Below are 24,633 nucleotides of genomic sequence, written 5' to 3' on the forward strand. Positions count from 1 at the left end.
GAGTCTGCGAGCGGCCCTGATGGGGGTTATAACTCCGAGTATCTTCGGAGGGACGATGACCGGCCTGACGTTCCAAGACATCATCATGCGACTTGACGCGTACTGGGCGGCGCAGGGCTGCGTCGTGGCACAGCCCTACGATGTCGAGGTCGGAGCTGGAACGGCTGCGCCATCGACGTTCCTGCGTGTGCTCGGCCCTGAGCCGTGGTCTGTGGCCTATCCGCAGCCCTCGCGCCGGCCGGCTGACGGCCGCTACGCCGAGAACCCGAACCGTTTTCAGCACTACTTTCAGTATCAGGTCATCCTGAAGCCGGCCCCGGCCGACCCGCTGGGCCTGTACCTCGCCAGCCTCGCCGAGCTGGGCATCAGCGACCAGGACCACGACGTCCGCTTCGTGGAAGACAACTGGGAGTCGCCGTCGCTGGGCGCGTGGGGGCTGGGCTGGGAGGTCTGGCTCGACGGGCTGGAGATCACCCAGTTCACCTATTTCCAGCAGAGCGGCGGCTTCGACCTGAACCCGCCGGCCGTCGAGATCACCTACGGTCTCGAACGGATCGCCATGTACCTGCAGGGCGTCAAGGCGATGACTGAGGTCCGCTGGAACGACCGCGTGACCTACGGCGACATCTACCGCCAGCCCGAGATCGAGCACTGCACCTACAACTTCGAGTTGGCCGACGTGGAGACGCTCCGCACTATCTTCGACCTGTACGAGGGTGAGGCGAAGCGGACGCTCGACCGGGACATGGTCGGGCCGGGCCTCGACCTGGTGCTGAAGTGCTCGCACACCTTCAACCTGCTGGACGCGCGCGGCGCCGTCGGCGTGACGCAGCGGGCAGCCTACCTCGGGCGGATGCGGCAGCTGGCGCGGCGAGCGGCGACGGCGTTCGCCGAGCAGCGCGAACGCCTGGGGTATCCGCTGTTAAATGACGGCGAGGCTGCCGCCGTGGCGACTGGCGCCGCGCCAGCGGTTTCTGCACGGGCGGCGGCCGACCTCGATCCGACCCGCCGCGCCGATCTGCTGGTCGAGCTCGGCGTTGAGGAGCTGCCATCTGATGACACGGCGTCGGCAGTGGCCCAGCTCAAGGAGCGGGCGGCCGGCACGCTGACGGCGGCCGGTCTGACCTTCGAGAACCTGACCATCGACGCGACGCCCCGTCGGCTCGTACTGGCGGCCAGCAGCGTCGGCGTCAAGGAGGCGGTCCGCGAGGAGGTCGTGAAGGGGCCGCCGGCCTCAGCCGCCTTCGACAAGGAGGGTAAGCCGACCCGCGCCGCCGAGGGCTTCGCTCGCAGCAACGGCGTGTCGGTTGACGATCTGACCACCGAGGAGCAGGGTGGACGGACCTATGTGATGGCTCGCAAGCGAGTCGAGTCGCGGCCGGCCCTGGAGCTGCTGGGCGAGTGCATCGAGAGGCTGTACGGCGGCCTCCGCTTCGGCCGCGCGATGTACTGGGAGACGCCTGAGGTGACGTTCTCGCGGCCAGTGCGCTGGCTGCTGGCGCTGTGGGGCGGCGAGGTCGTGCCGGCCACGGTAGCGCGCGTCGGGTCGGGTGACAGCACGCGCCCGCCGCGCGGCTCGGCGCAGACGCCGGTGACCGTCGCCTCGGCGGCGGCGTACCGTGGCCTCGTGGCCGAGCTGGGGGTCGAGTTGTCGACGGTTGCCCGTCGGCAGGCGATCCTCGACCAGAGCCAGCGGCTGGCAGCGTCGGTTGGCGGCAGGCTCGACGCCGACGACGCCCTGCTGGACGAGGTCGCCAACCTTGTCGAGTGGCCGACGCCGCTGCTCGGGAGCTTCGATCCGGCCGCCCTGGAGGCCCCCGCCGAGGCGCTGGTCACGGTCATGAAAAAGCATCAGCGCTATTTCCCGATCTACGGTCCGGACGGCAAGCTGTTGCCGAAGTTCGTGGCGGTGGCGAACGCGCGCCGCAACCGGCCCGACATCGTCGTACACGGCAACGAGGAAGTTCTGCGGGCGCGCTACGCCGACGCGCTGTTCTTCTACCGCCAGGATCTCCAGAAGCCGTTGGCCGAATTCGTGCCGGAGCTGCGGCAGCTCACCTTCCTGGAAGGTCTCGGCTCGCTGTTCGACAAGACCGGACGGCTGGAGCAGCTCGCGCCCCCCGTCGCCTCGGCGCTCCAACTCGACGCCGACAGTCAGACCCTCGGGCGGGCGGCGCATCTCGCCAAGGCCGATCTCGCCACTGGCCTCGTCCGCGAGCTGACCGAGCTTCAAGGCGTCATGGGCCGTGTGTACGCCGCCGCCGCTGGCGAGAGCAGCGGCGTCGCCAGCGCCATCGCCGAGCACTACCAGCCGCGCCACGCAGGCGATGCGTTGCCGGCCACGCCCGCCGGGACAGCCCTGGCGGTGACAGATCGCCTCGACACGCTGGTGGCGGCGTTCGCGGCCGGCCTGGAACCGACCAGCTCGTCGGATCCGTACGGGCTGCGGCGGGCCGGCCTCGGCCTCCTGACCATCCTGGTGGCGCTCAAGAGCCCGGTGTCGCTCGACGGTCTGATCGACCTCGCCGCCCAGCAGGTCCCGGTCGCGCTGTCCAGCGAGCGGCGAACGGCCCTCCAGGCGTTCCTGATCCAGCGGCTCCGAAACTGGCTGGTGGAACAGGGCCGCATGAAGGAGATCGTCGAGTCGGTGTTGGCAGTCCAGGCTGACCGCCCGGGCCTCGCTGCCGCCACGACGGCCAGCCTGGAGGCGGCGCTCTCGTCGCCGGACTTCCAGCGCTTGATGGCCGGTGTCAAGCGGGCCGACCGCATCGCCCCGCGCGATGGCGCGCTCAGCATCAATCCGGCGCTGCTGGTGGAGCCGGCCGAGACGGCGCTCCTGGCCGCATACGAGCGGGCCGAGGCTCAGGCGTCCGCCGTGTCCGCCGACGATATCGACGGTCTTGTGGCGGCCGTCTTGCCCCTGGCAGACCCCATCGACCGTTTCTTCACCGACGTCCTGGTGATGGCCGAAGACCCGGCCCTCAAGGAGAGCCGCCTTGGCCTCCTCCAGCGGATCCGCGATCTGCCCCGCCGCTCGTTCGAGGTGGCGCAGGTGCCGCTGCCCCGCGCGTAGGTGGGAGAACCTTCATCGCGGGCGAGGGCTTCCCAGGGTCGGGGGCGAGGTCCCCGTTCGGTTCAGCGAACCCGCGCACGGTCAGTCTGGGCCCGCCAGCGAGCCGCCCTCGGCGATCTCGCGGATGCGCTCCAGCATCCGGCGGGCCATCTCCGGGCCGATGCGCTCAGTTACGATCGCGCGCACCAGTGAGCGGCCCGGCACGAAGCGCGCGAGCCGTACCTGCTGCTCGACGCGCAGCCGGACGGTGTCCTCGCCGGCGGGCTCGACGGTCCAGGACACGGTCGTCCCCCGCGTGGCCGCGATCAGGTGGCGGAACGTCACGCGGCGGCGCTCAGGCTCCGAGAGCTGGATGGCGCGCCAGCCGACCGGAAGCCCGCGCCACGAGGCCCGTACAGTCACAATTCGCCGGTGGCGTCCCAGCCGCTCGACCACCCGCGCCGACTTGATGTGCGGGATCAGGGCCGGCCACAGCTCAAGCTCGGCCACGAGGCGGTAGACCGTATCGGCATCCGCCCGGATGATCGTCTCGTAGGCACGCCGAGCGCGCTCAGCCACGCGCGACGCCGCGTCTGTGGCCAGGCATGGCGCGGAGCAGCAAAGAGGGGCGGCTACGCTGCCGCCCCTGCCGGTGCGCCGGCCTGTCCGCCTGCGATTGCACTCCGCGCGCGGATTCGAGACTACGCGCTCGGGTTGGCCGAGCCGGCCGCCGGATCGCTGTAGCCCGGGACCGTCTCAGACGGGCGACCATGCACCTCGCTCGCGGTCGGCCGGTCGATCGTACCGGTGTCGAAATCGGCGAACGCATCGTCGTCGGAACCGACAATGTACCGCTGGTATGCCCAGTAGCTGGCCACGCCGACCACGGCGCCGAAAATGAAGCCAAACACGGTGTCCTCCTCCTTCAGCCGTACAGCTATCAGTCTCAAGTGTAGCCAGATCCGGCGCGCTTTCGGCTGCAATTTCTGCCCGCCTCTGGCCGGCCGCCAGCCGCCCTCTGCTGCAATCAGTATGCCACCGCACGTGCGCCCGAGTTTGATGCCCAGAATGGGTGCGCGTCGGCACACGCGCGCCTACGCCTCGGCCGGTGCGCTCTCCCTGACAGGCAACAGGAATGTCTGATCCGCGCCGGTGTTGGCCTGCATCACGGTCTCGACGTAGAGCTTGCCCCAGCCACGCTGGTAGGTCGGCGCGGGCGGCGTCCAGGCGGCCCGGCGGCGGGCCAGCTCCTCCTCGGGCACGTCCAGCGTGACCGTGCGCGCCTCCACGTCCAGTTCGATCCAGTCGCCGTCGCGCACCAGCGCCAGCGGGCCGCCGATAGCTGCCTCGGGCGCTACATGCAGCACCACGGTCCCGTAGGCCGTCCCGCTCATCCGTGCGTCCGAGATGCGGACCATATCGCGGATGCCCTGCTCCAGCAGCTTCTTCGGGATCGGGATGTTGCCGGCCTCAGGCATGCCGGGCGCGCCAACCGGGCCGCCATTCTGCATCACCAGCACCGAATCCTTCGTGACCGGCAGGTCCGGATCGTCGATGCGCGCCGTCACGTCCTCCACGCTGGTGAAGACGATGGCCTGTCCTCGATGCTTGAAGAGACTCGGGGTGCCGGCCGCGTGCTTGATGACGGCGCCATCGGGGGCGAGGTTGCCGCGCAGGATCGCCAGGCCGCCCTCAGGCAAAAGTGGCTCGCCGAGCGGCGAGATCACGTCGCGGCGCTTGACAGAGGCCGTCTCGAGGTTCTCGGCGACGGTCTTGCCGGTCACGGTGATGCAGTCGCTGTTCAGCAGCGGCAGCAGCTCGTTCATCACGGCCGGGATGCCGCCCGCCTCGAAGAGCTGTTCCATTTGCCACTTGCCGCTCGGGCGGATGTTGCCGATCAGCGGCGTCTCACGGGCGATGCGGTCGAAGTCGTCCAGCGTGATGCCGAGGCTCAAGCGGCCGGCCACCGCCAGCAGGTGCACCACCGCGTTGGTCGAGCCGCCGAGCGCCATCATCACGCGGATGGCGTTCTCGAACGCCGCCCGCGTCACGATCTTCGACGGGCGCACGTCGTCCGCGACGATCTTGACGATGGCCTTGCCCGTCGCCTCGGCGATGCGGAGGCGGCGTGCGTCAGGGGCGGGGATCGCGGCGCTGCCCGGCAGCGCGATGCCCATCGCCTCGCAGGCGCTCGCCATCGTGCTGGCGGTGCCCATGACGGTGCAGTGGCCGTCGCTGCGGCACAGCGAGTCTTCGATCTCGGTCAGCGTCTCGTGATCGATGGTCCCGGCCCGGTACTCGGTCCAGAAGCCACGGCAGTCGGTGCAGGCTCCGAGATCACGGCCGTTCCAGCGCCCCGAGAGCGTCGGGCCGCCCGTCAGCATGATGGTCGGGATGTCGGCGCTGAACGCCCCCATCAACTGCGCGGGGATGGTCTTGTCACACGCACCGAGCAGCACCACGCCGTTCATCGGCTGGGCCTTGATCATCTCCTCGGTGTCCACCGCCATCAGGTTGCGGAAGAACATGCTGGTCGGGCTGAGGAAGATCTCGCCCAGGGAGATGGTCGGGAATTCCAGCGGCAGACCGCCGGCCTGCCAGACTCCGCGTTTGACGGCCTCCGCCAGCTCTTTGAAGTGCTGGTGGCAGTTGTTGAATTCAGACCAGGTTTGGGCGATGCCGATGACCGGCTTCCGCAGATCTTCGTCCGAGAAGCCCATGCTCTTGGCGAACGACCGGGAGATGAAGCCAGCGAGGCCGGGATCGCCGTACCGTGAGACGCTGCGGTTCCCGGAGTGGCCGACGAAGCCGCCGCTCTGTTCCTGAGACATCTGGATGCTCGCTTTCGGTCTTCGTGTGCGTCGCTGCTGCCGAATCCGCCCGCCCCGGCGGCCGCCGCAGTGCCTGCAGAATGGTGGCAGAAACGGGGACGTGCCTACCCGGCCGGCTCGTTCTCGGCGTCGTCGTCGCCGTGCTGGCGCTTCAGGCTCTCCAGCTCCCGCTGCAGCGCCCCCAGCCGGCCGCTCAGCACCACGATGTACCCGATGATCCCGACCCACACCACGACCAGCGCGGCGAACAAAAAGCCCAGACTACCTTCCACGATCAGTCCACCCGCTCGTTCAGTCGGCGTCGGATCAGGCGCATATCCTGGCGTGCCAGCTCCAGGCGCAATCGGAAGAGCACCATGACGGCGTAGACGATGGTGAATGCGATCATCGAGATGATGAGCGCCGTCAGCATGCTCTGCGGCATCGCCGGGCCGCCAGACGCCATCACCACCGATTCCGGGTGCAACGACCGCCACCAGACCACCGACTGGTGAATGATCGGGATGTCGAGCGCGCCGACGATCCCCAGGACTGCCGCGTAGCGGGCGCCCTTCTCCTCGTCCTGCACTGAGCTGCGCAGCATCAGGTAGCCGACGTAGATGAACCAGAGCAGCAGCGTCGTCGTCAGACGCGCGTCCCAGGACCACCATGTGCCCCAGATCGGCCGTGCCCAGAGCGAGCCGGTGATGAGCATGAGGGTGGTGTAGACCAGCCCGACCTCGGCCGACGAGCGCGCCAGGGCGTCCCAGAGCGGCGCGCGGCGGATCAGGTAGGCGCAGCTTGCCACCAGCACCACGAAAAACGCCAGGTAGGCTGCCCAGGCCAGTGGCACGTGAAAGTAGAAGATCCGCTGCACATTGCCCTGAATGCGCTCGGTCGGCGCGTACAACAGGGCGGCGTAGAGGGCCGCGCCCATCGAGAGCAAGGCCAGCACGCTGAGGATGAGGGTGGTTCGGTCAACGGCAAGTGCTGGCGACCGGCTGGCTGGTGGGCTGATAGCAGTCACGTGTTGCATCAGGTGGTCCTTATGAGGGATCGAGCACGTATTCGAACACGAGGAACGAGGCGGCGATAACGATCACGTCGAAGCCGAGCAACAACTGGGTCCACGGCAATTGTTCGACAGGGCGAGCGCCCATCGCCAGCGCCGAGGCTTTGACGCTGGCGATCAGGACCGGCACGGTCAGCGGGAGGAGCAGCAAGGGCAGGAGTACCTCGCGGGCGCGGGTGTTCGAGGCGATGGCCGCCACCAGCGTGCCCGCGCCAGAAAAGCCGATGGTGCCGAGGGCTGTTGTCAGGAGCAGCGCGCCCCAGGCCACGCTGACGTTGTACAGTCCGACGAAGATCGGCAGGCTCACCAACTCCACCACGCCCATCAGCAGCGTGTTGGTGATGGCCCGGGCAAGGTAGATCGCGCCACGGTCCACGGGGGCCAGCAGCAGGCCGTCGAGCGTGCCGCGCTCGCGCTCGCCGGCGAAGGAGCGGCCGAATCCGAGCATCCCGGCGAACGCGAAGCCGATCCAGAGGATGCCGGGCGCTACGTCTTCCGCCGTGTCCTGGCGGAAATCGATGGCGAAGTTGAACACGACCAGCGCCAGCAGCGCGAAGACCGCCCCGCCGCCGACGATCTCGCGCGAGCGATACTCGGCCACGATGTCGCGCCAGACCAGGGTCAAAACCGTGCTGATGAACGGCGAGCGCGCCGAACGGTCCGTCATGAACGGCCCACGCCAACGGTCGTCGTCAGGGCTGGCACGCCCGCCTCGTGAGGTCGCGCGGACCGCGTCAGCACGTTGGCGTACTGTTCCTGTAGCCATGACAGGGTTTGTCCTGCCAGATCGAGCGTTTCGACCACTCGGCCGGCCCGCAGCAGTACGACGTGCTCGGCTGCCGCCTGCACGAAGCTCAGATCGTGGCTGGCCAGGATGACCGTGCGCCGGCCATGCTCGGCCCGCAGCACGTCCAACAGGTGGTCGGTAGCGACGGCGTCGAGGCCGGACTCGGCCTCGTCCAACAGCAGGATCGACGGGTCGTGGAGGAGGGCGCGGGCGAGCGCCACGCGCTGGAGCATCCCGCGCGAGAGAGCGCCCGCCCGACTCCCAGCGCGCTCCTCCAGACCCACGCGGCGCAGCCCTTCGTCGGCGCGCGCCCCGGCATCTGGCAGGCCGTACAGCCGCGCGTAGAACTGCAGGTTCTCGCGGGCCGTGAGCTCCGGGTAGAGCATCGGCTGATGTCCGACCACGCCGACGGCGCGCCGGCCGTGCCAGGGATCCTCGGCCAGCTCGACGCCGTTCAGGAGGATCGTCCCGCGCTCCGGGCGCAGCAGGCCGGCCAGCGCCCGCAGCAAGGTGCTCTTCCCCGCGCCATTCGGCCCCACCAGCCCGACCCGTGAGCCAGCCGCGGCTGTGAGATCGATCCCTCTGAGAACGGTCTGGTCTCCGAGCACGACACGGAGCCGGCGCACGTCCACGGCCGGTCGTGCGGCCTCATCCACGGCCCCTCCGATCAGGCGTCGGCGGACGCACGCGTCAGCGCCACCAATCGCGCCTTCTGCTCGCCGCGCCGCGCCTGGTAGGTCTCCTGGTCGAGGGAGCCAGCCGCGAACTGCTCGTCAAGCTCGGCCACGGAGCGCAGCAGCGAATGACGCTCGGCCAGCACGGGATCGTCGGACAGATCAGCAGGCTCGCCGGCGTTCGACACACCGGCCGCCTGCCGTCGCCGACGCACGGCCAGGATCACGAAGACCACCAGGGCGAGCGTCGCCGATCCGACGACCGCCAGCCCCAGGTCGCGCGGGTTTCCGAAGAACGGAGCGGGGAGGCCCGACAGGCGGAAGCGCACGTCGGCCCCGGGCGTCACATTCTGGATCTCGAAACGGCGGAACGTCCGACCGCCCAGGTCGGCGGTGCCGTTCATCGCGAAGCCCGGCCCGATGAGCTGGATGTCGTCGCCGGGGACGTAAATGGTGAACGCCCCGACCGGCAGCGAGAAGGTGCGCGACAGGTCGAGGGTCGCCGACTGATACGGCAGCTCGTACCCGAAGGCGATCTCACGCCGCCCGGGCTTGACGGGGTCAGTCGTAGCGAAGCCGTCCGGGGTCTGCTCCAGCGAGTCCTGCGGCAGGCCGGCCTGCGGGCTGATCTGGGTGGCGCCGGGCGGCAGATTGAAGCGGAGCGTCCGTGCGCTGCCCGTCACCATCGGGTCGGCGGCGAACGTCTTGTCGCCGGGGTTGTTGACGGAGCCCATCTCCATGATCGTCAGCGCCGTGGGGCTGGTGTCGATCAGCAGCAGGTTCAGCCGGTCGTAGAACAGGTTGGAGTCCATCGGGGAGGCGTCGAAGACGGTGATGGTCGTCTGAACCGCCGGCCCGTCCTGAAAGATGATCGGGCGGTCGGGGAAGTAGACCACGCCCTGATACTCGACCACCGTGAAGTAGATCATCTCGGGACCGGTCGCCAGCCCGCCCAGCTGAAACTGACCGTTGCCATCCGTCCGGACGACCTTCTCGTCGGTCTTGGCGCGGTTGGTGAGAACGTGGACAGTCACTTCCAGGTCAGCGGGGACCGCGCCGCCGGCCGTGCCGTTCGCTACCGTCCCGCTGATGACGCCATCGCCCGTGGCCGGCGTCTGCGCCTGTGCGGACAGCGGCCAGATCGCCGCGCCGACCAGCAGGCTGAGCAGGAGCACCAGCCGACGCAGGCCGCCGGCGGTCATGATGCGCCGTCCCGGGTGACGCTGGAGGATGTCGCCTTCAGCGCTTCACGCATCGAGCTGATCTCACGCTCGATCTGTTCCTCGGCGGTGTGGTTCTCGGCGTCCTCGACCACGATCAGGGCAGCTGCCCGCGCCAGCAGCCCGTCGGCCTGCTCGCGGAAGTCGTCGGCGCTGACCTTGCCGATGCGGTGATCCAGCTCCAACTCGACCAGTTCGCGGTAGATCGAGGCGCGCTGCCGGGCCGGATCAGGCGCGAGCGCCGACGTGACAGCATGGCCGGACTGTCGACGCAGGAGCGGCCACCCGACGAACGCCAGCACCAGGACGACCAGTACGGACCCAGCGAGGTACTCGATCACCTCAGGCCCTCCGCTTGAACTGTTCCAGCTCGGCGCGGGCGCGGTCAGACGCGGAGACCTGTGCTGCTGCCCCGCCGCCGTGCGCCGTGCCGTTCTGGACCGGCCGGGCAACCGGTCCGGTGGCGACCAGCAAGGCCGCCGTGCGCCGCCGGCGCAGCCAGCCCTGGCTGACCCGCGCGAGCAAGGCAGCGCTTGCCAGGAGCACGACGATCGGTACTGACCAGACGATCAGGCCGAAGCCGCGCCGAGGCGGCTCCATCAGCACCATGTCGCCGTAGCGCTCGACGAAGTAGCCGATGATCTCCTGCTCGGATTCGCCAGCCTGAAGCTTGGCGCGGATAACCGACCGCATCTGCCCGGCCAGGTCGGACGGCGAGTCCGAGACCGGCGAGCCGTTGCAGACCGGGCACTGCAACTGCTTCCCGATGCGGCGGGTGTCGTCGTCGATCTGGTCGGCCGCCACCACGCTGACGGTGGCGGTCACGACCAGCAGGGCCAGCAGCGCAGCCGAGAGAAGTTGGCGCCTCATGTCCTGGACCCGCCTCTCTCAGGCTCGCCCAACGGCGAGGCCACGTCCTGGCACGTTTGCCGTGACCACGCGCGGCGTTGCCTGCGGCCAGCCAGCCACGAGCGTCCCGGCGACCGCGACGATGCCGCCCAGCCAGATCCAGATGACCATCGGGTTGACGAACACCATGAAGCTCGCCGTCGTGTCCGTCTCCCAGCCGGCCAGCACCACGTAGAGATCGTCCACCGCCGTGGTGCGGATGCCGACGCTGGTGGATGGCTGGCGCTCGAAGCCTCGGAAAAAGCGCTTGTCGGTGACGATTGCGCCGGCAAGCTGCCCGGAGTCCTCGACTGCCATCTGCGCCTCGATGATCCGCACGCCCGGTTCCTGACGCTCGCGCATGCCGTTGTAGGTCAGCCGGTACTCGCCGATGGACATCGCCTCGCCGGGCTTGAGGCGGGCCATCGCCTCAAGTTGATACATCGACGAGGCCGTGACGGCCACCGCGATCATCACCACGCCCAGGTGAACGACGTAGCCGCCGTAGCGACGGTTGTTCCGCGTGATCAGGTTCCCGAGCGCCGTCAGGTGGCCCTCGCCCGTGGCTTGTCGCCGCGCAAGCGTTCCGCGCACGACCTCGGAGACGATGGTGCCCGTGACGAACCCGCACGCCGCGAAGGCGCACAGCGCCTTCGGCTGATCGAACCCCTTCCAGATCCCGACCACCAGCCCGACCAGCACGCCGAACGCCACGGACGGCCCGAACAGCCGCACCAGTGACGCCTGATTGCCCTTGCGCCACGGCATCAAGGGGCCGATGCCCATCAGCACCAGCAGCCCGATCATGATCGGGCCGGCCACCTGATTGAAGAACGGAGGACCGACGGTGATCTTGACGCCCTGCACAGCCTCGGAGACGAGCGGGAAGATGGTGCCCCAGAAGATCGCGAAGACCAGCCCCAGGAAGAGCAAGTTGTTCAGCAGGAAGCTCGCCTCGCGCGAGAGCATCGAGTCCAACTGGTTGTCAGACCGCAGTTGCGGGAGTCGGTAGAACAGCAGCCCGAGCGTGCTGGCGATGACGAGCACCAGGAAGCTCAGGAAGTACGGACCGATGGCCGACTGGGCAAACGAGTGGACCGAGGTGATCACGCCGCTCCGCACGACAAACGTGCCGAAGATGGCGAGGTAGAACGTCACCAGCACCAGGGCCATGTTCCAGACCTTGAGCATGCCCCGCCGCTCCTGGATCATGACCGAGTGGATGAAGGCGGTGCCGATCAGCCAGGGCATGATCGCCGAGTTCTCGACGGGATCCCAGCCCCAGTAGCCACCCCAGCCCAGCACCCGGTAGGCCCACCAGCCGCCGAGCATGTTGCCGATGCCCAGCACGGCCCACGCGACCAGCGCGTAGCGGCGCGTCGTCTGAATCCACCAGGAGTCAAGCCGACCAGTCGCCAGGGCCGCCACCGCAAAGGCGAACGGCACGGTCCAGCTCATGTAGCCGGCCAGGAGCATCGGCGGGTGGTACAGCATGCCCAGGTCGTAGAGCAGCGGATTGAGGCCAGCCCCGTTCGGCGGCGTCACCGGCATCTTCTCGAACGGGTTCGCGACAAATCCGAGGATCAGGCCGAAGTAGGCCGCGACGACCATCAGCGTCATGTGGACGAAGGCCATGAACGCACGGTCGGTACGGCGGTGTTGCCATGCCACGACCGCGCTGAAGATCGAGAGCGTCGTGCCCCAGTACAGGAGCGAGCCGGCCTGCCCGCCGTAGAACGCAGCGGCGACCAGCGACAACGGCATCTCGCGGCTCGAATGCTCGGCGACGTAGCGGATCGAGAAGTCGTTGGTCAGGAAGGCCGTCAGCAGCGTGGCGCTGGCGACGATCATCAGGACGGCGACGCCGTACACCGCATGCTGGGCGCTCGCGCCCAGCTCCGGCATCTTGAGCCTGACGCTGAGGGGTGCGACCACGGCAGCGTACAGCGCCACCACGAACGCCGCGACGATCGCGATGTGGCCAAAGTCAGCCATCGATCAGGCTCCCGTGACGCCTTCAGACTCGAACTTTGATGGGCACTTGGCGAGCAGCGTCGAGGCCTGGAACGTCCCATCCGGGCCGACCTTGCCCTCGACCACCACCTGGACCTCTTCGCCGAAGATGTCCGGCACCGGGCCGCCCTTGTAGTAGACCGGCATCTGGCCGCTGCCATCGTGCACCAGGAAGCGAATCGCCAGGCCGGAGTCGATCTTCTCGACCGAGCCGGGCACCACGTCTCCGGCGACGCGCACCTGCTGGGAGGCGCCGGCCGTGCCGCGCTGCAACAGCTCGCCGACCGTGATGTAGTAGACGGTCGATGTCTGGAGCGCGGTTACGATCAGGTAAGCAACAGCAATGGCGATAGCACCACCGGCCACGAGGAGCTTGAGGTGACGTCCGTGGGACGCCGGGCCGGCCGTGGGCCGCGAAAGAGAGGACTGCACGGGGAACCTCCGGGCCGCTGAGGAAGGGGGGCGCGGCCCTGATGAGGGCATTGTACTCCTCGCCGGGCCGCCCGTGTCTCCGGTTTGGGCGCTCGGCCGGCTGTTTCATCAACCCGACACGTTAGGGCAGCAGCGCGCGCTCGTACAGCCATTTCAAAATGGTCGCCAGCAGCACGATGACTGCTCCGAGTGCAGCCAGGATCTTCAGTCCGCGCACCCGCTGCGCGCCACGCGCCCGCCGGAACCGGTACCCAACCTGGAACATCACCAGGGAGAGCACGATTTTCAGACCGAGCGTCACAGTGTAGGCCGTCGTGGCCGCCCCCCGTGAGAGGCGCTCACCGGTCAGGATGCCCCCCGAGATCAGGAACACGAAGAGCGCCGCCTGGACGATCTCGCGCAGCGACGCGTCGAAGCTCGCCAGCACCTCAGGCGGCGGCTCACGGTCCCAGGCCGGCTGCACCACCAGTAGCTCGAAAATGACGGTGCCGATCCACACCACGGCGGCCATCGCGTGCAGCCAGCGCATCACGACGAGCAGCAGATCCGTCGCCTCGACGCCCGCGGGCACCGGCAGGCTACCGGAAGATCGGTTCGAGCAGCCGCTGGCTGGCAGCGCTCAAGTACGCGAGCAGGTAGGCCTGATTCAGCAGGAAGAGCAGCCCGATCAGGATCAGCAGGCCCCCGCTGATAGCGTTGAGAACCGGCAGCCGCCGCCGGACCCAGGCCAGCGCGTTCACCGCCCGGCTCAGCAACAGGCCGGACAGCACGAACGGGATGCCGAGACCCAGAGAGTAGACCACCAGCAGCAGCGCGCCCTCCTGCGCCGTGTCTGCCGTGCCGGCGTAGAGGAGGATCGAGGCCAGCACCGGCCCGATGCAGGGCGTCCAGCCGAATCCGAACGCCATGCCGATCAACACCACGCCAACCGGCCCATACGACCGATCCACGAAGTGAACCCGGTAGTCCCGCGCCAGCATCGGGATGCGAATGAAGCCCATGACCAGCAGGCCCATGCCGATCATCATCGCCCCGGCCATCCGCGTGAACGTCGGGCGGGAGGTGTCGAGCAGGCCGCCGAGCAGGCCCGCCGCCGCGCCGAGCGCCACAAACACCAACGTGAAGCCGAGCACGAACAGGATGCTCGCCACCACCACCCGCTCGGTCTGCCGCCGTGAGGCCGGCTCCGTCCCGATGGCGACGCCGGACACCAGCGACAGGTAGCCCGGCACGATAGGCACGACGCACGGCGAGAAGAACGAGAGCAGGCCCGCGCCGAATGCCAGCAGCCAGCCGACCGTGGCCAGGGGCGCGTCGGTCACCGGAGCAGCGGGTCCAGGAACTGGCGGATGCGCGCCTCGTCGAGCGGGCCCTGCCACTTGCGGACCAGCATCCCACTCCGGTCCACGAAGTACGTCTCCGGCACGCCACTCATGCCGTACTCGACGGAGATCGAACCGCTCACGTCGCGCCCATTGGGATAGGACACGCCGAACCGCTTCAGGAAGCCGCGCGCCAGCGGGTCCGTGTCCTGCACGTTCACGCCGATGAAGACCACCCGGTCCTGGTAGGTCCGAGACGCCGCCTCAAGCGCGGCTGCTTCGTCCTCGCAGGGGATGCACCACGACGCCCAGAAGTTGATCAGCACCGGCTTGCCACGCTGCGCCCCGAGGCTGAAGTCGCCGCCCTCAAACAGGGGCAGGCTGAACGTCGGGGCCGGCCGGGTCGTCACGGGAACCGCCCCCGTCGTGCCCTGGGCGCGCTTCCCGATGCCCCAGACCATCAGGCCGATCAGGGATACGATCGCGACGCCGACGACCAGCGCGATGATCCGCGCCGAACCGGCTCCGACCTCAGGCGCGGGCTGCGCGGCATCAGTCAGCGGGTCGGTACGCGTCGATGGTGCGGTCACGGGGCGTTCCTACGCGGCACGGTGTCGCCGCACGGGTGATGCGGCGCACGTCGAACGATACCACGCGCGCGGGCCAGCCCGGCAGGGTGTGCGTCAGGCGATCATGCCCTGCCGAACGGCCATCACGGCCGCCTGGGTGCGGTCGCTCACGCCCAGCTTCTGGATGATGTGCACGACGTGATTCTTCACCGTGTCTGGGCTCAGGCAGAGGCGGCTGGCGATCTCCTTGTTGGTCAGCCCCTCCACGATCAGCCCCAGCACCTCAAGCTCGCGCGCCGAGAGCCGCTCGGCCGGGTCGTCGGGCATGGCCTCGGGCGTCGAGCGCAACGTCCGCGAGTACGCCTCGACGGTGCTCCGCAGCACGTCGTTCACGGGCGCCTGGCGCCCCGGCATCGGGGACGCCTGCCGCTGTTCGGACTGGAGGCGCAGGAACCGATCCACGAACAGTTCGAGGCGGCGCTCCTTCAGCGCAAGATCCTGGTACAGCCGCCCGACCTCGATCATGATGGCCGCCTGGTTCGCCAGGATGCCGAGCAGGCTGACGCGCTCGGCGGGGAGGTCGTCGCGGTGGACGCTAGTGCTCAGGTTCAGCACGCCCAGCAGACGGGTGGCCACGCGCAACGGCATCACGAGGCCCCAGCCGAGATCACGCGGGTGATCGGACTTGACGCCACCCTCGCGCCCGGCCACGCCACGCACCACCATGTGGCTGTTCGACTGGAGCGCCTGCCCCGCGATGCTGGCGCTGGCCGCTTGCCGAGTGCCGAGGATGATCTGGGCGCGCGGACCGACGGCCGCCGTGACCACCAGCTCGCGACCGTCCTCTGAGAGCAGCATCACCGAGCCACTGTCGCCCCCCGCGAGGCGCATGCCGGACTCAATGACACTGTCGAGCACAGCTTCGAGACGCAGCGTGGCCGCAAATGTCTCGCCGATCTCCAGTATCGCATTCAAGATCGGCTGTACTGAATCTGTTGCGACCATTGCCCCGGGTCCTCCCGACGTCAGCCTGCCATGGGATCTTCCGGCTGCCGTGGCGTACCGCCCACTGCCCCGAATCCCTGCGCGGCGGTCCAAGCTCGACCGCTCTTGTGGTGCCTGTGAATCGACCATACCTGTGCCTGCTGCCTCACTATAACGGTGGTTATGCCCATCAGGTGCACGTATCGGGAGGTCAACGTGCAGATTAGGCCAATCGGCCGACGCGCAACTCCTGTTACAGTTGAGTCGTCCCGAATGGCATGGTGTCGTAGCCCTGTGGAACTACAGTGTTTCGCGCAGCACGATTCCGTTCGTTGACTGCCACATTTGATGCATGTTCGAGAGCAACGTGAGCGCAAACCGTGCTAGACCGCGCAGACAGAAGGCCGGCAAGGGTGGTACCGCCGCGGGCAAGTCGGCAGCGCTGAGTCAATCTCCGCGCGAGCGCCGCACTGGCCATGCCCCGCGACAACTCGTCGCCGTCACGGCCTGCGCGCTGATCCTGGCACTCGGCATTCTCGGCTGGGACTTGTCCGAGCCGTGGCGCAACGCCCCGCCGAGCGCCACCGGCCAGATCGCCATGCCGATGTCGGGCGGGGTGAGCCTGATCGACCCGGCGAACGGCCGGGCCACGGAGCTGATCGCGCCGCGTCAGAATGCGAGCGTCACCGCCGTGGCCTGGAGTCCGGATCGCCAGACGCTGGCGTACACACTGTTTCATCGGCGGCCCGAGGACCGTGTGAGCAGCGCGGAGCTGTTCACGATCTCGGCCAAGGGCGGCGATCCGAAGCTGATCGTGCCGCGCCCGCAGCCGGGCACGGTCATCGACGCGCCAGCCTGGGCGCCTGACGGCCAGAGCATCTACTTCGCGTTTCAGGGCGTCGAGAACGGCCGGCCGGTCGCCCGCATCGAGCGGGTCGAGCTGGCGTCTGGAAACCGGCAGCAGCTCTTCGCCGACGCGTCGTACCCCTCGATCTCCGCTGACGGCAAGCTGGTGGCGTACATGTATGACGACGGGACCGGCCAGTCCTTACGGGTCGGTCCGGCCACGGGCGGCGAGGGGCGCGAGCTGGTCAAGGCGACGGCGTTCAAGGGGCTGATGGGTCCGCGCTTCTCGCCGGACGGCAGCTGGATCGCCTTCGTGGCGGTGGGTCCAGGGCCGGCCGGCCTGGCTCCGACGCCCCGGGGCCTCCTGGCCCGGCTGTTCGACGCGCCGGTTGCCTACGCCCACGGCGATCCGTGGAACATCTGGCGGGTGCGGCCGGACGGCTCCGACTTGCAGCGGGCGACGCAGCTTCAGGAGGACGAGCCACTGGTGGCGTGGTCCCGCGATGGCGCGTGGCTGGCGATACACGGCGCTGGCGGTCTGTGGATCGTGGATGCGCGCGGGACCAGCGAGCCACGGCGCATCGCAGACGGGACCATCGGCGCAATCGACTGGTAGCGTGCCCTGGGCCGAATCGCGGGGCGTGCTCGCTGGAACACTCCAGGCGGCAGGTGTGTCCTGACGGGCACACTCCGGGCGTCAAACGAGCCGTTTCGTCCGGTCGCTCGTATCCCAGTAGTGAACCCTTCGGCTCGAAGACACGCTCGGGGGCATGGATGCGTAGAACGCTTCTGGCGGCGATGACGGCGCTGACGCTGGCGCTCGCGGTGACCACGGCAACGGCGCAGGGTGTCTGGACGACTGGCCCGGAGATGCCGTCGCCGCGCTCGGAGGTCGGTGCAGCGGCCATCGACAGCACGATCCTGGTTATTGGCGGCGGCGTCGGTCAAAGCCAGTCCGCCAACGAGATCCTGGATCTCTCGGCCGGGCAGTGGCGCAAGGGGGCGCCGATGCCGCGCGGCCTCAACCACATGGGCACGGTCTCAGTCAACGGCAAGCTGTACGCGTTCGGCGGGGCCGACGAGAACGGCCGCCCGACAAACGCCGCCCTGGAGTACGACCCGGCCGTGAACAGTTGGCGGACGCTGGCGGCCCTGCCGACGCCCCGCAGCTCGCCGGGCGCAGCCGTCCTGAACGGCCAGATCTACGTGGCCGGCGGCATCGCCGCGCGGAACACGCCCGTCGTCGAGATCTACGACCCAGCCACGGACGCCTGGACGGCCGGCCCGCCGCTGGCGGTCGCCCGCGACCACTTCGTGCTGGCGCAGGCTGGCGGCAGGCTCTTCGCGATCGGCGGGCGGATCGGGAACTTCTCGCGGAATGTGGACACGGTTGAGATCCTCGATCCGGCAGGTGGGGCCTGGACCTTCGGTGCGCCGCTGCCCGAGCCCCGCAGCGGTATCGCTGGCGCAGTCGAGGGTGAGCGGGTGTACGTCTTCGGCGGGGAAGATCCCGGCCAGACGCACGCCGAGGTGTTCGTCTACGATCCGGCTGCCGACGTCTGGGCGCAGGCCACGCCGATGCCGACGCCGCGCCACGGTCTGGCAGCCGTCGCCGTGAACGGATCTATCCACGTTCTCGGCGGCGGCCTGTCGCCGGGCGGCGGCTCGGATACGGCCGTCTACGAGATCCTGACGCCATAGTCTGGCCCGGCCGTCCCCGCCGGCTCGCCACGCATGCTACCCTTCGCGCCGGTGCGCTTGCGCCCGACCACACGATCCGACCATGACAGCGCCCCGGCCCAGTCTCTGAGCCGGACCTGTGGGAGAGGTCACAGTGACGATCCGCGAAGGTGGGCTGTCCCACATCCTCGACGCCGCGCAGTTCTCGCGGGAGTGGCTCCTCGAAGAGCTGTTCCCGCGCACCGACCTGATGCGTGAGATCCATCGCCTGGGCGACTCGCGCCTGCTCACCGGTCGGCGCATGTTCGGCCTCTTCTACCAGCCGTCGACCCGTACGCGGATCTCGTTCGAGAGCGCCATGACCTCGCTCGGAGGCACCGTCAGCGGCATCGAGGTGCTCCGCGAAACCCGCGAGCGCGACGACGAGCCGCTGGAGGACCGTGTTCGGGTGCTCGGCTCCTACGGCTACGACGTGCTGCTGATCCGCTACCACGAGGAGGGCGGCGCGGCGCGGGCGGCCTCGGCGTCCAGCGTTCCCGTCATCAACGCTGGCGATGGCGACGGTCAGCACCCCACCCAGGCGCTGCTCGACGCCTACACCATCCACCGCGAGGTAGGTCGGCTCCACGACCTCGAGATCGCCGTGGTCGGCGATCTGACCTACGAGCGGTCCGTCAACTCGCTGGCGGAGCTGCTGGCGAACGCGCCCGGCGTGCGCCTGCGCTTCGTGTCGCCGGACACGCTGCGCCTGCGGCCGGCGATCCGCGACCGCCTCAGCGCCGCCGGCGCGACCTTCGAGGAGCTGGACGACCTCGAAGCGGTGCTGCCGACCGCCGACGTGGTGTACCTGACGCGCGCCCACTCAGACCGAATGGTCATGGCGCAGCGGTTCACGACCGAGCGCCGCTCGTATGGCGTGGATGCCGGCGTGCTCTCGCGGATGAAGGAGCGGGCCATCGTGCTGCATCCGCTGCCCCGTGGACCTGAGCTGCCGCTCAGCCTCGATGGGGATCCGCGCGTCGCCTGCTTCCGGCAGGCGCAGAACGGCCTGTACGTCCGCATGGCGCTGCTCACCATGGTGCTCCAGAACGCCAGCGGCTTGAAACCGCCGGAGGGCCGTCAGTAGAATCTGCGCTTGCTGATCCCCAGTGCGCTTCTTCGGGGAACCTCATCCCCCCTGTGCCTCAACTCTTGCGATAGCTCTCGGGCCTTCGTCCTCATCCTTCTTCGTAGGCGCCTCCGGAGCTCCGACCGCACGATGCGGCCAGATGGTGTGTGGTGTACCGCCGAAGGGACGAGACTGAGGTAGGTTGCTGAGGGGCATGATGGTCGGCTGCCGAGGGGCGCTGCCCCAGCGCGGTCTGGCTGGCTTGACCGCGGTAACGATGGTTCGGTCTTCCGCCATGTCGCACGACGCTCGACGCGGTGCTGCGACGGGTGTCGGGCTCCAACGAAGGAGGTTGAATGAGCGGAATCCTCTGGCTGGTTCCTTTCTCGGGAATTGTCGCGGTCATCGCGGCGGCCCTGCTTGCGCGCGACGTGCTCAGTCGCGACAAGGGGACTGCCGCGATGCAGGAGGTCGCCAACGCGATCTACGAAGGCGCGATGGCGTTCCTCAATCGGCAGTACCGCACCATCGGCATGCTGTCGGTGGTGGCGGCGGTGCTGATCGGCGTGCTGCTTGGCGCTATCGCTCCGCCCATTGAGGACGCCTCGGGCAACATCAGCAGCTTCGAGCTGGCCTGGCGCACGTCCGTCGCCTTCCTGGTCGGCGCGGCCTGCTCGGCCGTCGCCGGCTTCGTTGGCATGTGGATCTCGGTGCAGGCGAATCTACGCACGGCGGCTGCTGCCACCAGGAGCCTGAAGGATGCGCTCCAGGTCTCGCTGCGCGGCGGCGCCGTGTCGGGGCTGCTGGTCGTGGCGCTCAGCCTTCTCGGCGTGCTCGGCATCTTCGCGGCGTATGGCGGCTTCACGCGGCCAGCCGTGGCTCCGTTCCTGATCGTCGGCTTCGGGTTCGGCGCGAGCTTCGTGGCACTGTTCGCCCAGCTGGGCGGCGGTATCTACACCAAGGCCGCGGACGTCGGCTCGGACCTCGTCGGTAAGGTCGAGGCGGGCATCCCTGAGGACGACCCGCGTAACGCGGCGGTCGTCGCGGACCTCGTCGGCGACAACGTCGGCGACTGCGCCGGCCGCGGTGCTGACCTGTTCGAGTCAACGGCTGCCGAGAACATCGGCGCGATGATCCTCGGCATCACCATCTACCTGGCGACCAACGACGTCGCCTGGGTCTTCTTCCCGCTCGTCGTCCGCTCCGTCGGCCTGTTGGCCTCGATTGTCGGCATCTACGTCGTCGGCGCGGGCCAGGCCGAGGTCACCAACGCCCAGGCCTCGCTGGACCGGGGCTACTGGACGATGACCGTCCTGTGCGCCCTCGGCATCGTCGGTGTGACGATGACGATGCTCGGCTCCTGGTGGCTGGTGACGGCTGGCCTGGTCGGTCTCGTGACCAGCGTGATCTTCGTCTACCTGACGCAGTACTACACGGCTGGCAGCTGGCGTCCCGTGCAGGAGATCGCGCGGGCCTCGCGCACTGGCCCCGCCACGAACATCATCTCCGGGTTCGCCGTCGGCCTTGAGACGACTGGCCCCACAGCCATCGTGATCTCGGCGGCGCTCGTCGCCAGCTACTACTGCGGCTCGCAGTGGGCAGCCGGGTTCCCGCAACTGGCGACCTACCTCCAGAGCCATGGCGTCGCGGCTGCGGACGTGGCCGATCACGCGTCGATGGTCGGTGGCCTCTTCGGCACCGCCGTCGCCACGATGGGCATGCTGACGACGGTGGCGTACATCCTGGCGATGGACACCTTCGGGCCGATCACCGACAACGCCGGCGGTATCGCCGAGATGTCGCAGGCGCCCGAGGAGACCCGCCACCGGACGGACGCCCTGGACGCCGTCGGCAACACCACGAAGGCGCTGACGAAGGGCTACGCGATTGCGTCGGCGGCCCTGGCGGCGTTCCTGCTCTTCAGCGCCTACCTCGACGAGGTCAAGAAGGTCACCAAGCTGACGCACATCCCCGTCGATCTGACGAACGTGAACGTCTTCATCGGCGGCTTCCTCGGCGCGACGCTGGTCTTCTTCTTCTGCGCGCTGACGATCCGCGCGGTCGGCAAGGCCGCCTCGGACATCATCGAAGAGGTCCGCCGCCAGTTCCGCGAGAACCCCGGCATCATGGAATTCAAGGTGAAGCCGGACTACGCTCGCTGCGTGGACATCACCACGCGCGCCGCCCTCCGTGAGATGGTGGTGCCAGGCATCCTGGTGGTGGCGTTCCCGGTCGTGGTCGGCCTGCTGCTGAAGGCCGAGGCGATGGCCTCGTTCCTGATGGTCGGCACGATGGCCGGCATCCTGATGGCGACCGTCCTCAACAACGCCGGCGGCGCCTGGGACAACGCCAAGAAGTTCATCGAGTCCGGTGAACTGGTCGACGACGCCGGCGTGGTTCAGGCCAAGGGCACCCCGCCGCACGCGGCTGCCGTCGTCGGCGACACGGTCGGCGACCCGTTCAAGGACACCTCTGGCCCGTCGCTGCACGTGTTGATCAAGCTGCTGAGCACGATCACGCTGGTGCTGGCGCCGCTGTTCATCCGCTAGGTCGCCTCGCCGATCCAAGGCCCTCACCCGCGGCGCGGGTGAGGGCTTCTTCTTGCCTTTCAGCGGCCGGGGCGAACCAGCGCCAGCACGTCCTCGGCGATGCGCGCGGCGGCATCGGCCGGCATCAGCGCCCGCATCGCCGACCCGAGCGCGGCACGGCGCGTCTCATCCGCGGTCATCGCGCGGACCGTCTCGACCAGCACCTCCGGCGTCAGGTCGGACTGCTCGAAGGCCAGCGCCGCGCCGGCCAGCCCGAAGATCTCGGCGTTCGCCTCCTGGTGCGTGCCTGGCATCGGCACGATGATGGTCGGCTTGCCGAGCGCCGACAGCTCGGCGAGTGTGCCCATGCCGGCCCGCGACAGCACCACCGAGGCGGCGGCCAGCGCGTGCGGCATCTCCGAGACGATCAGCTCGTGCTGTTGGTAGCGTCGCCCCAGATCGGCCGTGGGGACGCCGCGGCCCCGGCCCGTCAGATGGAGCACCTGGCAGAACTCGACCAGGCGCGCGGCGGCCTCGGCCACGATCCGGTTCAGCCCGAGCGCACCGGTCCCGCCGCCCGTGACCAGCAGCAGCGGCACGCCCGCCTCAAAGCCGAACAGGCGCAGCCCCTCGGAAGCGTCGCCGCTCAAGATGCGCGGACGGACCGGATTGCCGCGCAGCGTCGTGCGGTTGCTCGGGAACGCGCCGACGGTGGCCGGCAGCGCGACGGTGATCTTCCGGGCGAACGGCACGAGCAGCTTGTTGGCGAGGCCGGGGATCGCGTCCTGCTGGTGGATCAGCACTGGCACCCGCAGCAGTCCGGCCGCCGCCAGCGGCGGTACGCTGGCGAACCCACCCGCGCCGCAGGCCACATCGGGCTTGAAGCGGCGGACGTGCCCGAGTGACTGGCCGACGCCCCAGGCGATCCGCCCCAGGTCGGTGACGTTCTGGGTGTCCCAGTAGCGCCGCAGCTTGCCCGTCGCGATGCCGACGTAGGGGATGCCCTCTTCGACCACGAGGGCGGCCTCCGGGCCGTCCTGAGTGGCGATGTACAGCAGCTCGATCTCTGGCGCCCGCGCCCGCAGCTCGCTTGCGACCGCCAGAATCGGCGTCGCCGAGCCGCCCGAGCCGCCGCCGGCAAGCAGAACGCGCATCCGTCCTCCGAGCCAGCGAGTATACCGCCCGTCACGGTCGTGCCCGGCGTCCCGGTGTGCCGTGCCGCCTTGACACCCGCCGGAGGCCGTCGATACCCTTCGAGCAGGGATCACCAGCGGCGCAGGCTGTCTGCGAATCCGCTCAGTCTCCGCTGGAGCCGCCGCGTGAGCACAGACGGAATGCCGGTCCTCGCCGCCTCGCCAGAGGACGGACCGTGGATCGGCATGCGCCGAGCATGCGAAATACTCGGAGTCAACCAGTCGACGCTGCGCGCCTGGACTGACAGCGGACGCGTGCCTGTCTTCCTGACGCCCGGCGGGCACCGCCGCTATCGCGAGGCCGACTTGCGCGCCCTGGTTGAATCGAGCGGCGGCCAGCACACCGAGCCGCTCGCGACGGCGCTGCTCGCCAGCCACGAACGCTACGAGCAGGTCGCGCGGACCGCCCTGTCCAGCCCGTGGTTTCAGCGCTTCGATGCGCCAGCACGCCGCCAGTTCCGGCTGCTGGGCGTCTCGATGCTCAATCTGCTGACGACCCACCTCGTTGCCACGACCTCGCCCGAGCGCGACGACGCCCTGGTGCGAGGCCGCGAGCTGGCAGCCGAGTACGGTGAGATGGCCAATCGGCTCGGGCTGACGCTGGCCGAGGCGACCGAGGCGTTCCTGCTGTTCAGGAACCCGGTCCTGGAGACGGTCCACCAGTGGCTCGGGGCGCAGACGAACCCGACGCGGCACGCCAGTGATATGCTCTCACGGGTCAACCATTTCATGGATCAGGTGCTGGTGGTGATGACCGCCGCCCACGAACGTGGCGCGCAGCCCGGAGCGAACGCCGCCCGATGACCGCTGCAGGCTATCCCGTCGTCCTGCGGATCTTCGGGAAACGGTGCGTGGTGGTCGGCGGCGGGCAGGTGGCCACGCGCAAGGTCGGGGCGCTCGCGCGGGATGGGGCCGATCTGCTGGTCGTCGCGCCAGAGGTCTCCGAGGAGATCGCGGCCCAGGAGGCGGCCGGCAGCCTGATTGTCGAGCGGCGCCCGTTCGAGCCGTCTGACCTGGACGGCGCGCTGCTGGCCATCGCTGCGACCGACAGCCAGGCTGTCAATCAGCAGGTGACCGAGGCCGCCCGGGCGCGCGGCGTGCTGGTCAACGTGGCCGACGACCCTGGCGCATGCGATTTCACGCTGCCGGCCCTTGTGCGGCGCAAGGACATCACGCTGGCGATCTCCACGGGCGGCCGCAGCCCGGCCTTCGCACGCTACCTCCGCGAGCAGCTCTCCGACTGGCTCGTGGACTCGCGCCTGCTGCTGCTGGAGATCATGGCCGAGTTGCGGCGCGACCTGCGAGCGGCGGGGAAGTCAGTCGGGTCTGACGGGTGGCGTCGAGCGGTCGCCGATCCGCTGGTCGCGGCTGCTGTCGCCCGGGGAGATCGCGAGGCGGCGCGCCGTCGTCTGTTCGAGACCCTGATGGCCGGCTAGCCGCGCTGAGTTCGTACAA

24 protein-coding genes are annotated in these 24,633 nt (G+C 69.0%); 7 read left to right on the forward strand and 17 right to left on the reverse strand.

The genetic code is table 11. From position 1 onward, the window contains the following. Positions 1–55: 55 nt before the first annotated feature. A complete protein-coding gene (locus IT306_04335) occupies positions 56–3,073 on the forward strand; it encodes a glycine--tRNA ligase subunit beta (GenBank protein ID MCC7367623.1) in 3,018 nt (1,005 codons plus the stop codon). A gap of 81 nt (positions 3,074–3,154) precedes the next feature. Here the strand turns inward: IT306_04335 and IT306_04340 are convergent, their stop codons facing one another. The 16 genes from IT306_04340 to IT306_04415 all read right to left on the reverse strand — a co-directional run bounded on the left by IT306_04340 (position 3,155) and on the right by IT306_04415 (position 15,844). Next, positions 3,155–3,631, reverse strand: coding sequence for an SRPBCC family protein (locus tag IT306_04340; protein MCC7367624.1), 477 nt, complete (start codon positions 3,629–3,631; stop codon positions 3,155–3,157). Positions 3,632–3,753: 122 nt separating this feature from the next. After that, on the reverse strand, positions 3,754–3,963 hold the full coding sequence (locus IT306_04345; GenBank protein MCC7367625.1) for a hypothetical protein: 210 nt from the start codon (positions 3,961–3,963) through the stop codon (positions 3,754–3,756). A 183-nt stretch (positions 3,964–4,146) separates the two neighbouring features. Next, positions 4,147–5,883: a dihydroxy-acid dehydratase gene (locus tag IT306_04350; GenBank protein ID MCC7367626.1), complete on the reverse strand. Its 1,737-nt coding sequence runs from the start codon at positions 5,881–5,883 to the stop codon at positions 4,147–4,149. A 104-nt stretch (positions 5,884–5,987) separates the two neighbouring features. Further along, positions 5,988–6,155, reverse strand: a complete 168-nt coding sequence (locus IT306_04355; protein MCC7367627.1) for a CcmD family protein — start codon at positions 6,153–6,155, stop codon at positions 5,988–5,990. A gap of 2 nt (positions 6,156–6,157) precedes the next feature. After that, entirely contained in the window at positions 6,158–6,898 is a 741-nt protein-coding gene (ccsA, locus tag IT306_04360; GenBank protein MCC7367628.1) for a cytochrome c biogenesis protein CcsA, read from the reverse strand. A gap of 10 nt (positions 6,899–6,908) precedes the next feature. After that, entirely contained in the window at positions 6,909–7,601 is a 693-nt protein-coding gene (locus IT306_04365) for a heme exporter protein CcmB (protein ID MCC7367629.1), read from the reverse strand. Next, positions 7,598–8,377: an ABC transporter ATP-binding protein gene (locus IT306_04370; protein MCC7367630.1), complete on the reverse strand. Its 780-nt coding sequence runs from the start codon at positions 8,375–8,377 to the stop codon at positions 7,598–7,600. Before IT306_04370 ends, IT306_04365 begins: the two co-directional genes overlap by 4 nt. Before the next feature lie 11 nt (positions 8,378–8,388). Further along, positions 8,389–9,597 carry a hypothetical protein gene (locus IT306_04375; GenBank protein ID MCC7367631.1) on the reverse strand — a complete coding sequence of 403 codons (1,209 nt, stop codon included), beginning with the start codon at positions 9,595–9,597 and terminating at the stop codon, positions 8,389–8,391. Beyond that, on the reverse strand, positions 9,594–9,956 hold the full coding sequence (locus IT306_04380; GenBank protein MCC7367632.1) for a hypothetical protein: 363 nt from the start codon (positions 9,954–9,956) through the stop codon (positions 9,594–9,596). The genes IT306_04375 and IT306_04380 overlap by 4 nt, the downstream gene beginning before the upstream one ends. A 1-nt stretch (position 9,957) precedes the next feature. Next, entirely contained in the window at positions 9,958–10,485 is a 528-nt protein-coding gene (locus IT306_04385; GenBank protein MCC7367633.1) for a cytochrome c-type biogenesis protein CcmH, read from the reverse strand. An 18-nt stretch (positions 10,486–10,503) separates the two neighbouring features. Continuing rightward, complete coding sequence (locus tag IT306_04390) at positions 10,504–12,498, reverse strand: heme lyase CcmF/NrfE family subunit (protein ID MCC7367634.1); 1,995 nt, start codon at positions 12,496–12,498, stop codon at positions 10,504–10,506. 3 nt (positions 12,499–12,501) lie between these two features. Beyond that, a complete protein-coding gene (locus IT306_04395) occupies positions 12,502–12,999 on the reverse strand; it encodes a cytochrome c maturation protein CcmE (protein ID MCC7367635.1) in 498 nt (165 codons plus the stop codon). Positions 13,000–13,069: 70 nt separating this feature from the next. After that, the gene (locus IT306_04400) at positions 13,070–13,519 is read right to left on the reverse strand and encodes a hypothetical protein (GenBank protein MCC7367636.1); all 450 of its coding nucleotides are present in this window, start codon (positions 13,517–13,519) and stop codon (positions 13,070–13,072) included. Between the two features lie 7 nt (positions 13,520–13,526). Further along, a complete protein-coding gene (locus IT306_04405; protein MCC7367637.1) occupies positions 13,527–14,270 on the reverse strand; it encodes a sulfite exporter TauE/SafE family protein in 744 nt (247 codons plus the stop codon). Further along, positions 14,267–14,860, reverse strand: a complete 594-nt coding sequence (locus tag IT306_04410) for a TlpA family protein disulfide reductase (GenBank protein ID MCC7367638.1) — start codon at positions 14,858–14,860, stop codon at positions 14,267–14,269. The genes IT306_04405 and IT306_04410 overlap by 4 nt, the downstream gene beginning before the upstream one ends. Positions 14,861–14,953: 93 nt before the next feature. Beyond that, positions 14,954–15,844: a GAF domain-containing protein gene (locus IT306_04415; GenBank protein MCC7367639.1), complete on the reverse strand. Its 891-nt coding sequence runs from the start codon at positions 15,842–15,844 to the stop codon at positions 14,954–14,956. Between the two features lie 346 nt (positions 15,845–16,190). Between IT306_04415 and IT306_04420 the strand changes: the two genes are divergently transcribed. The 4 genes from IT306_04420 (at position 16,191) to IT306_04435 (ending at position 22,006) form a co-directional block, all read left to right on the forward strand. Then, the gene (locus IT306_04420) at positions 16,191–17,285 is read left to right on the forward strand and encodes a PD40 domain-containing protein (GenBank protein MCC7367640.1); all 1,095 of its coding nucleotides are present in this window, start codon (positions 16,191–16,193) and stop codon (positions 17,283–17,285) included. Positions 17,286–17,443: 158 nt separating this feature from the next. Further along, complete coding sequence (locus IT306_04425) at positions 17,444–18,370, forward strand: galactose oxidase (GenBank protein ID MCC7367641.1); 927 nt, start codon at positions 17,444–17,446, stop codon at positions 18,368–18,370. A gap of 133 nt (positions 18,371–18,503) precedes the next feature. Then, positions 18,504–19,475, forward strand: a complete 972-nt coding sequence (gene pyrB, locus IT306_04430; protein ID MCC7367642.1) for an aspartate carbamoyltransferase — start codon at positions 18,504–18,506, stop codon at positions 19,473–19,475. A 338-nt stretch (positions 19,476–19,813) separates the two neighbouring features. Beyond that, entirely contained in the window at positions 19,814–22,006 is a 2,193-nt protein-coding gene (locus IT306_04435) for a sodium-translocating pyrophosphatase (protein ID MCC7367643.1), read from the forward strand. Positions 22,007–22,065: 59 nt separating this feature from the next. Here the strand turns inward: IT306_04435 and IT306_04440 are convergent, their stop codons facing one another. Further along, positions 22,066–23,139 (reverse strand): UDP-N-acetylglucosamine--N-acetylmuramyl-(pentapeptide) pyrophosphoryl-undecaprenol N-acetylglucosamine transferase, encoded by a 1,074-nt coding sequence (locus IT306_04440; GenBank protein ID MCC7367644.1) that lies wholly within the window; start codon positions 23,137–23,139, stop codon positions 22,066–22,068. Between the two features lie 165 nt (positions 23,140–23,304). Here IT306_04440 and IT306_04445 point away from each other — a divergent pair, with 165 nt between their 5' ends. Beyond that, positions 23,305–23,982 (forward strand): helix-turn-helix domain-containing protein, encoded by a 678-nt coding sequence (locus tag IT306_04445; GenBank protein MCC7367645.1) that lies wholly within the window; start codon positions 23,305–23,307, stop codon positions 23,980–23,982. Next, positions 23,979–24,614, forward strand: a complete 636-nt coding sequence (locus IT306_04450; GenBank protein ID MCC7367646.1) for a bifunctional precorrin-2 dehydrogenase/sirohydrochlorin ferrochelatase — start codon at positions 23,979–23,981, stop codon at positions 24,612–24,614. The genes IT306_04445 and IT306_04450 overlap by 4 nt, the downstream gene beginning before the upstream one ends. Positions 24,615–24,633 lie beyond the last annotated feature (19 nt).

It is taken from the genome of Chloroflexota bacterium (assembly GCA_020850535.1).
Taxonomy (GTDB): Bacteria; Chloroflexota; UBA6077; order UBA6077; family JACCZL01; genus JADZEM01.

Bases quoted from the DNA above. Each gene is read 5' to 3' on its own strand.
- IT306_04375 (MCC7367631.1), bottom strand. From the start codon at position 9,597: ATGACCGCCGGCGGCCTGCGTCGGCTGGTGCTCCTGCTCAGCCTGCTG.
- IT306_04350 (MCC7367626.1), bottom strand. From the start codon at position 5,883: ATGTCTCAGGAACAGAGCGGCGGCTTCGTCGGCCACTCCGGGAACCGC.
- ccsA (MCC7367628.1), bottom strand. From the start codon at position 6,898: ATGCAACACGTGACTGCTATCAGCCCACCAGCCAGCCGGTCGCCAGCA.
- IT306_04385 (MCC7367633.1), bottom strand. From the start codon at position 10,485: ATGAGGCGCCAACTTCTCTCGGCTGCGCTGCTGGCCCTGCTGGTCGTG.
- IT306_04395 (MCC7367635.1), bottom strand. From the start codon at position 12,999: ATGCCCTCATCAGGGCCGCGCCCCCCTTCCTCAGCGGCCCGGAGGTTC.
- IT306_04440 (MCC7367644.1), bottom strand. From the start codon at position 23,139: ATGCGCGTTCTGCTTGCCGGCGGCGGCTCGGGCGGCTCGGCGACGCCG.
- IT306_04365 (MCC7367629.1), bottom strand. From the start codon at position 7,601: ATGACGGACCGTTCGGCGCGCTCGCCGTTCATCAGCACGGTTTTGACC.
- IT306_04450 (MCC7367646.1), top strand. From the start codon at position 23,979: ATGACCGCTGCAGGCTATCCCGTCGTCCTGCGGATCTTCGGGAAACGG.
- IT306_04415 (MCC7367639.1), bottom strand. From the start codon at position 15,844: ATGGTCGCAACAGATTCAGTACAGCCGATCTTGAATGCGATACTGGAG.
- IT306_04435 (MCC7367643.1), top strand. From the start codon at position 19,814: ATGAGCGGAATCCTCTGGCTGGTTCCTTTCTCGGGAATTGTCGCGGTC.
- IT306_04335 (MCC7367623.1), top strand. From the start codon at position 56: ATGACCGGCCTGACGTTCCAAGACATCATCATGCGACTTGACGCGTAC.
- IT306_04425 (MCC7367641.1), top strand. From the start codon at position 17,444: ATGCGTAGAACGCTTCTGGCGGCGATGACGGCGCTGACGCTGGCGCTC.
- IT306_04390 (MCC7367634.1), bottom strand. From the start codon at position 12,498: ATGGCTGACTTTGGCCACATCGCGATCGTCGCGGCGTTCGTGGTGGCG.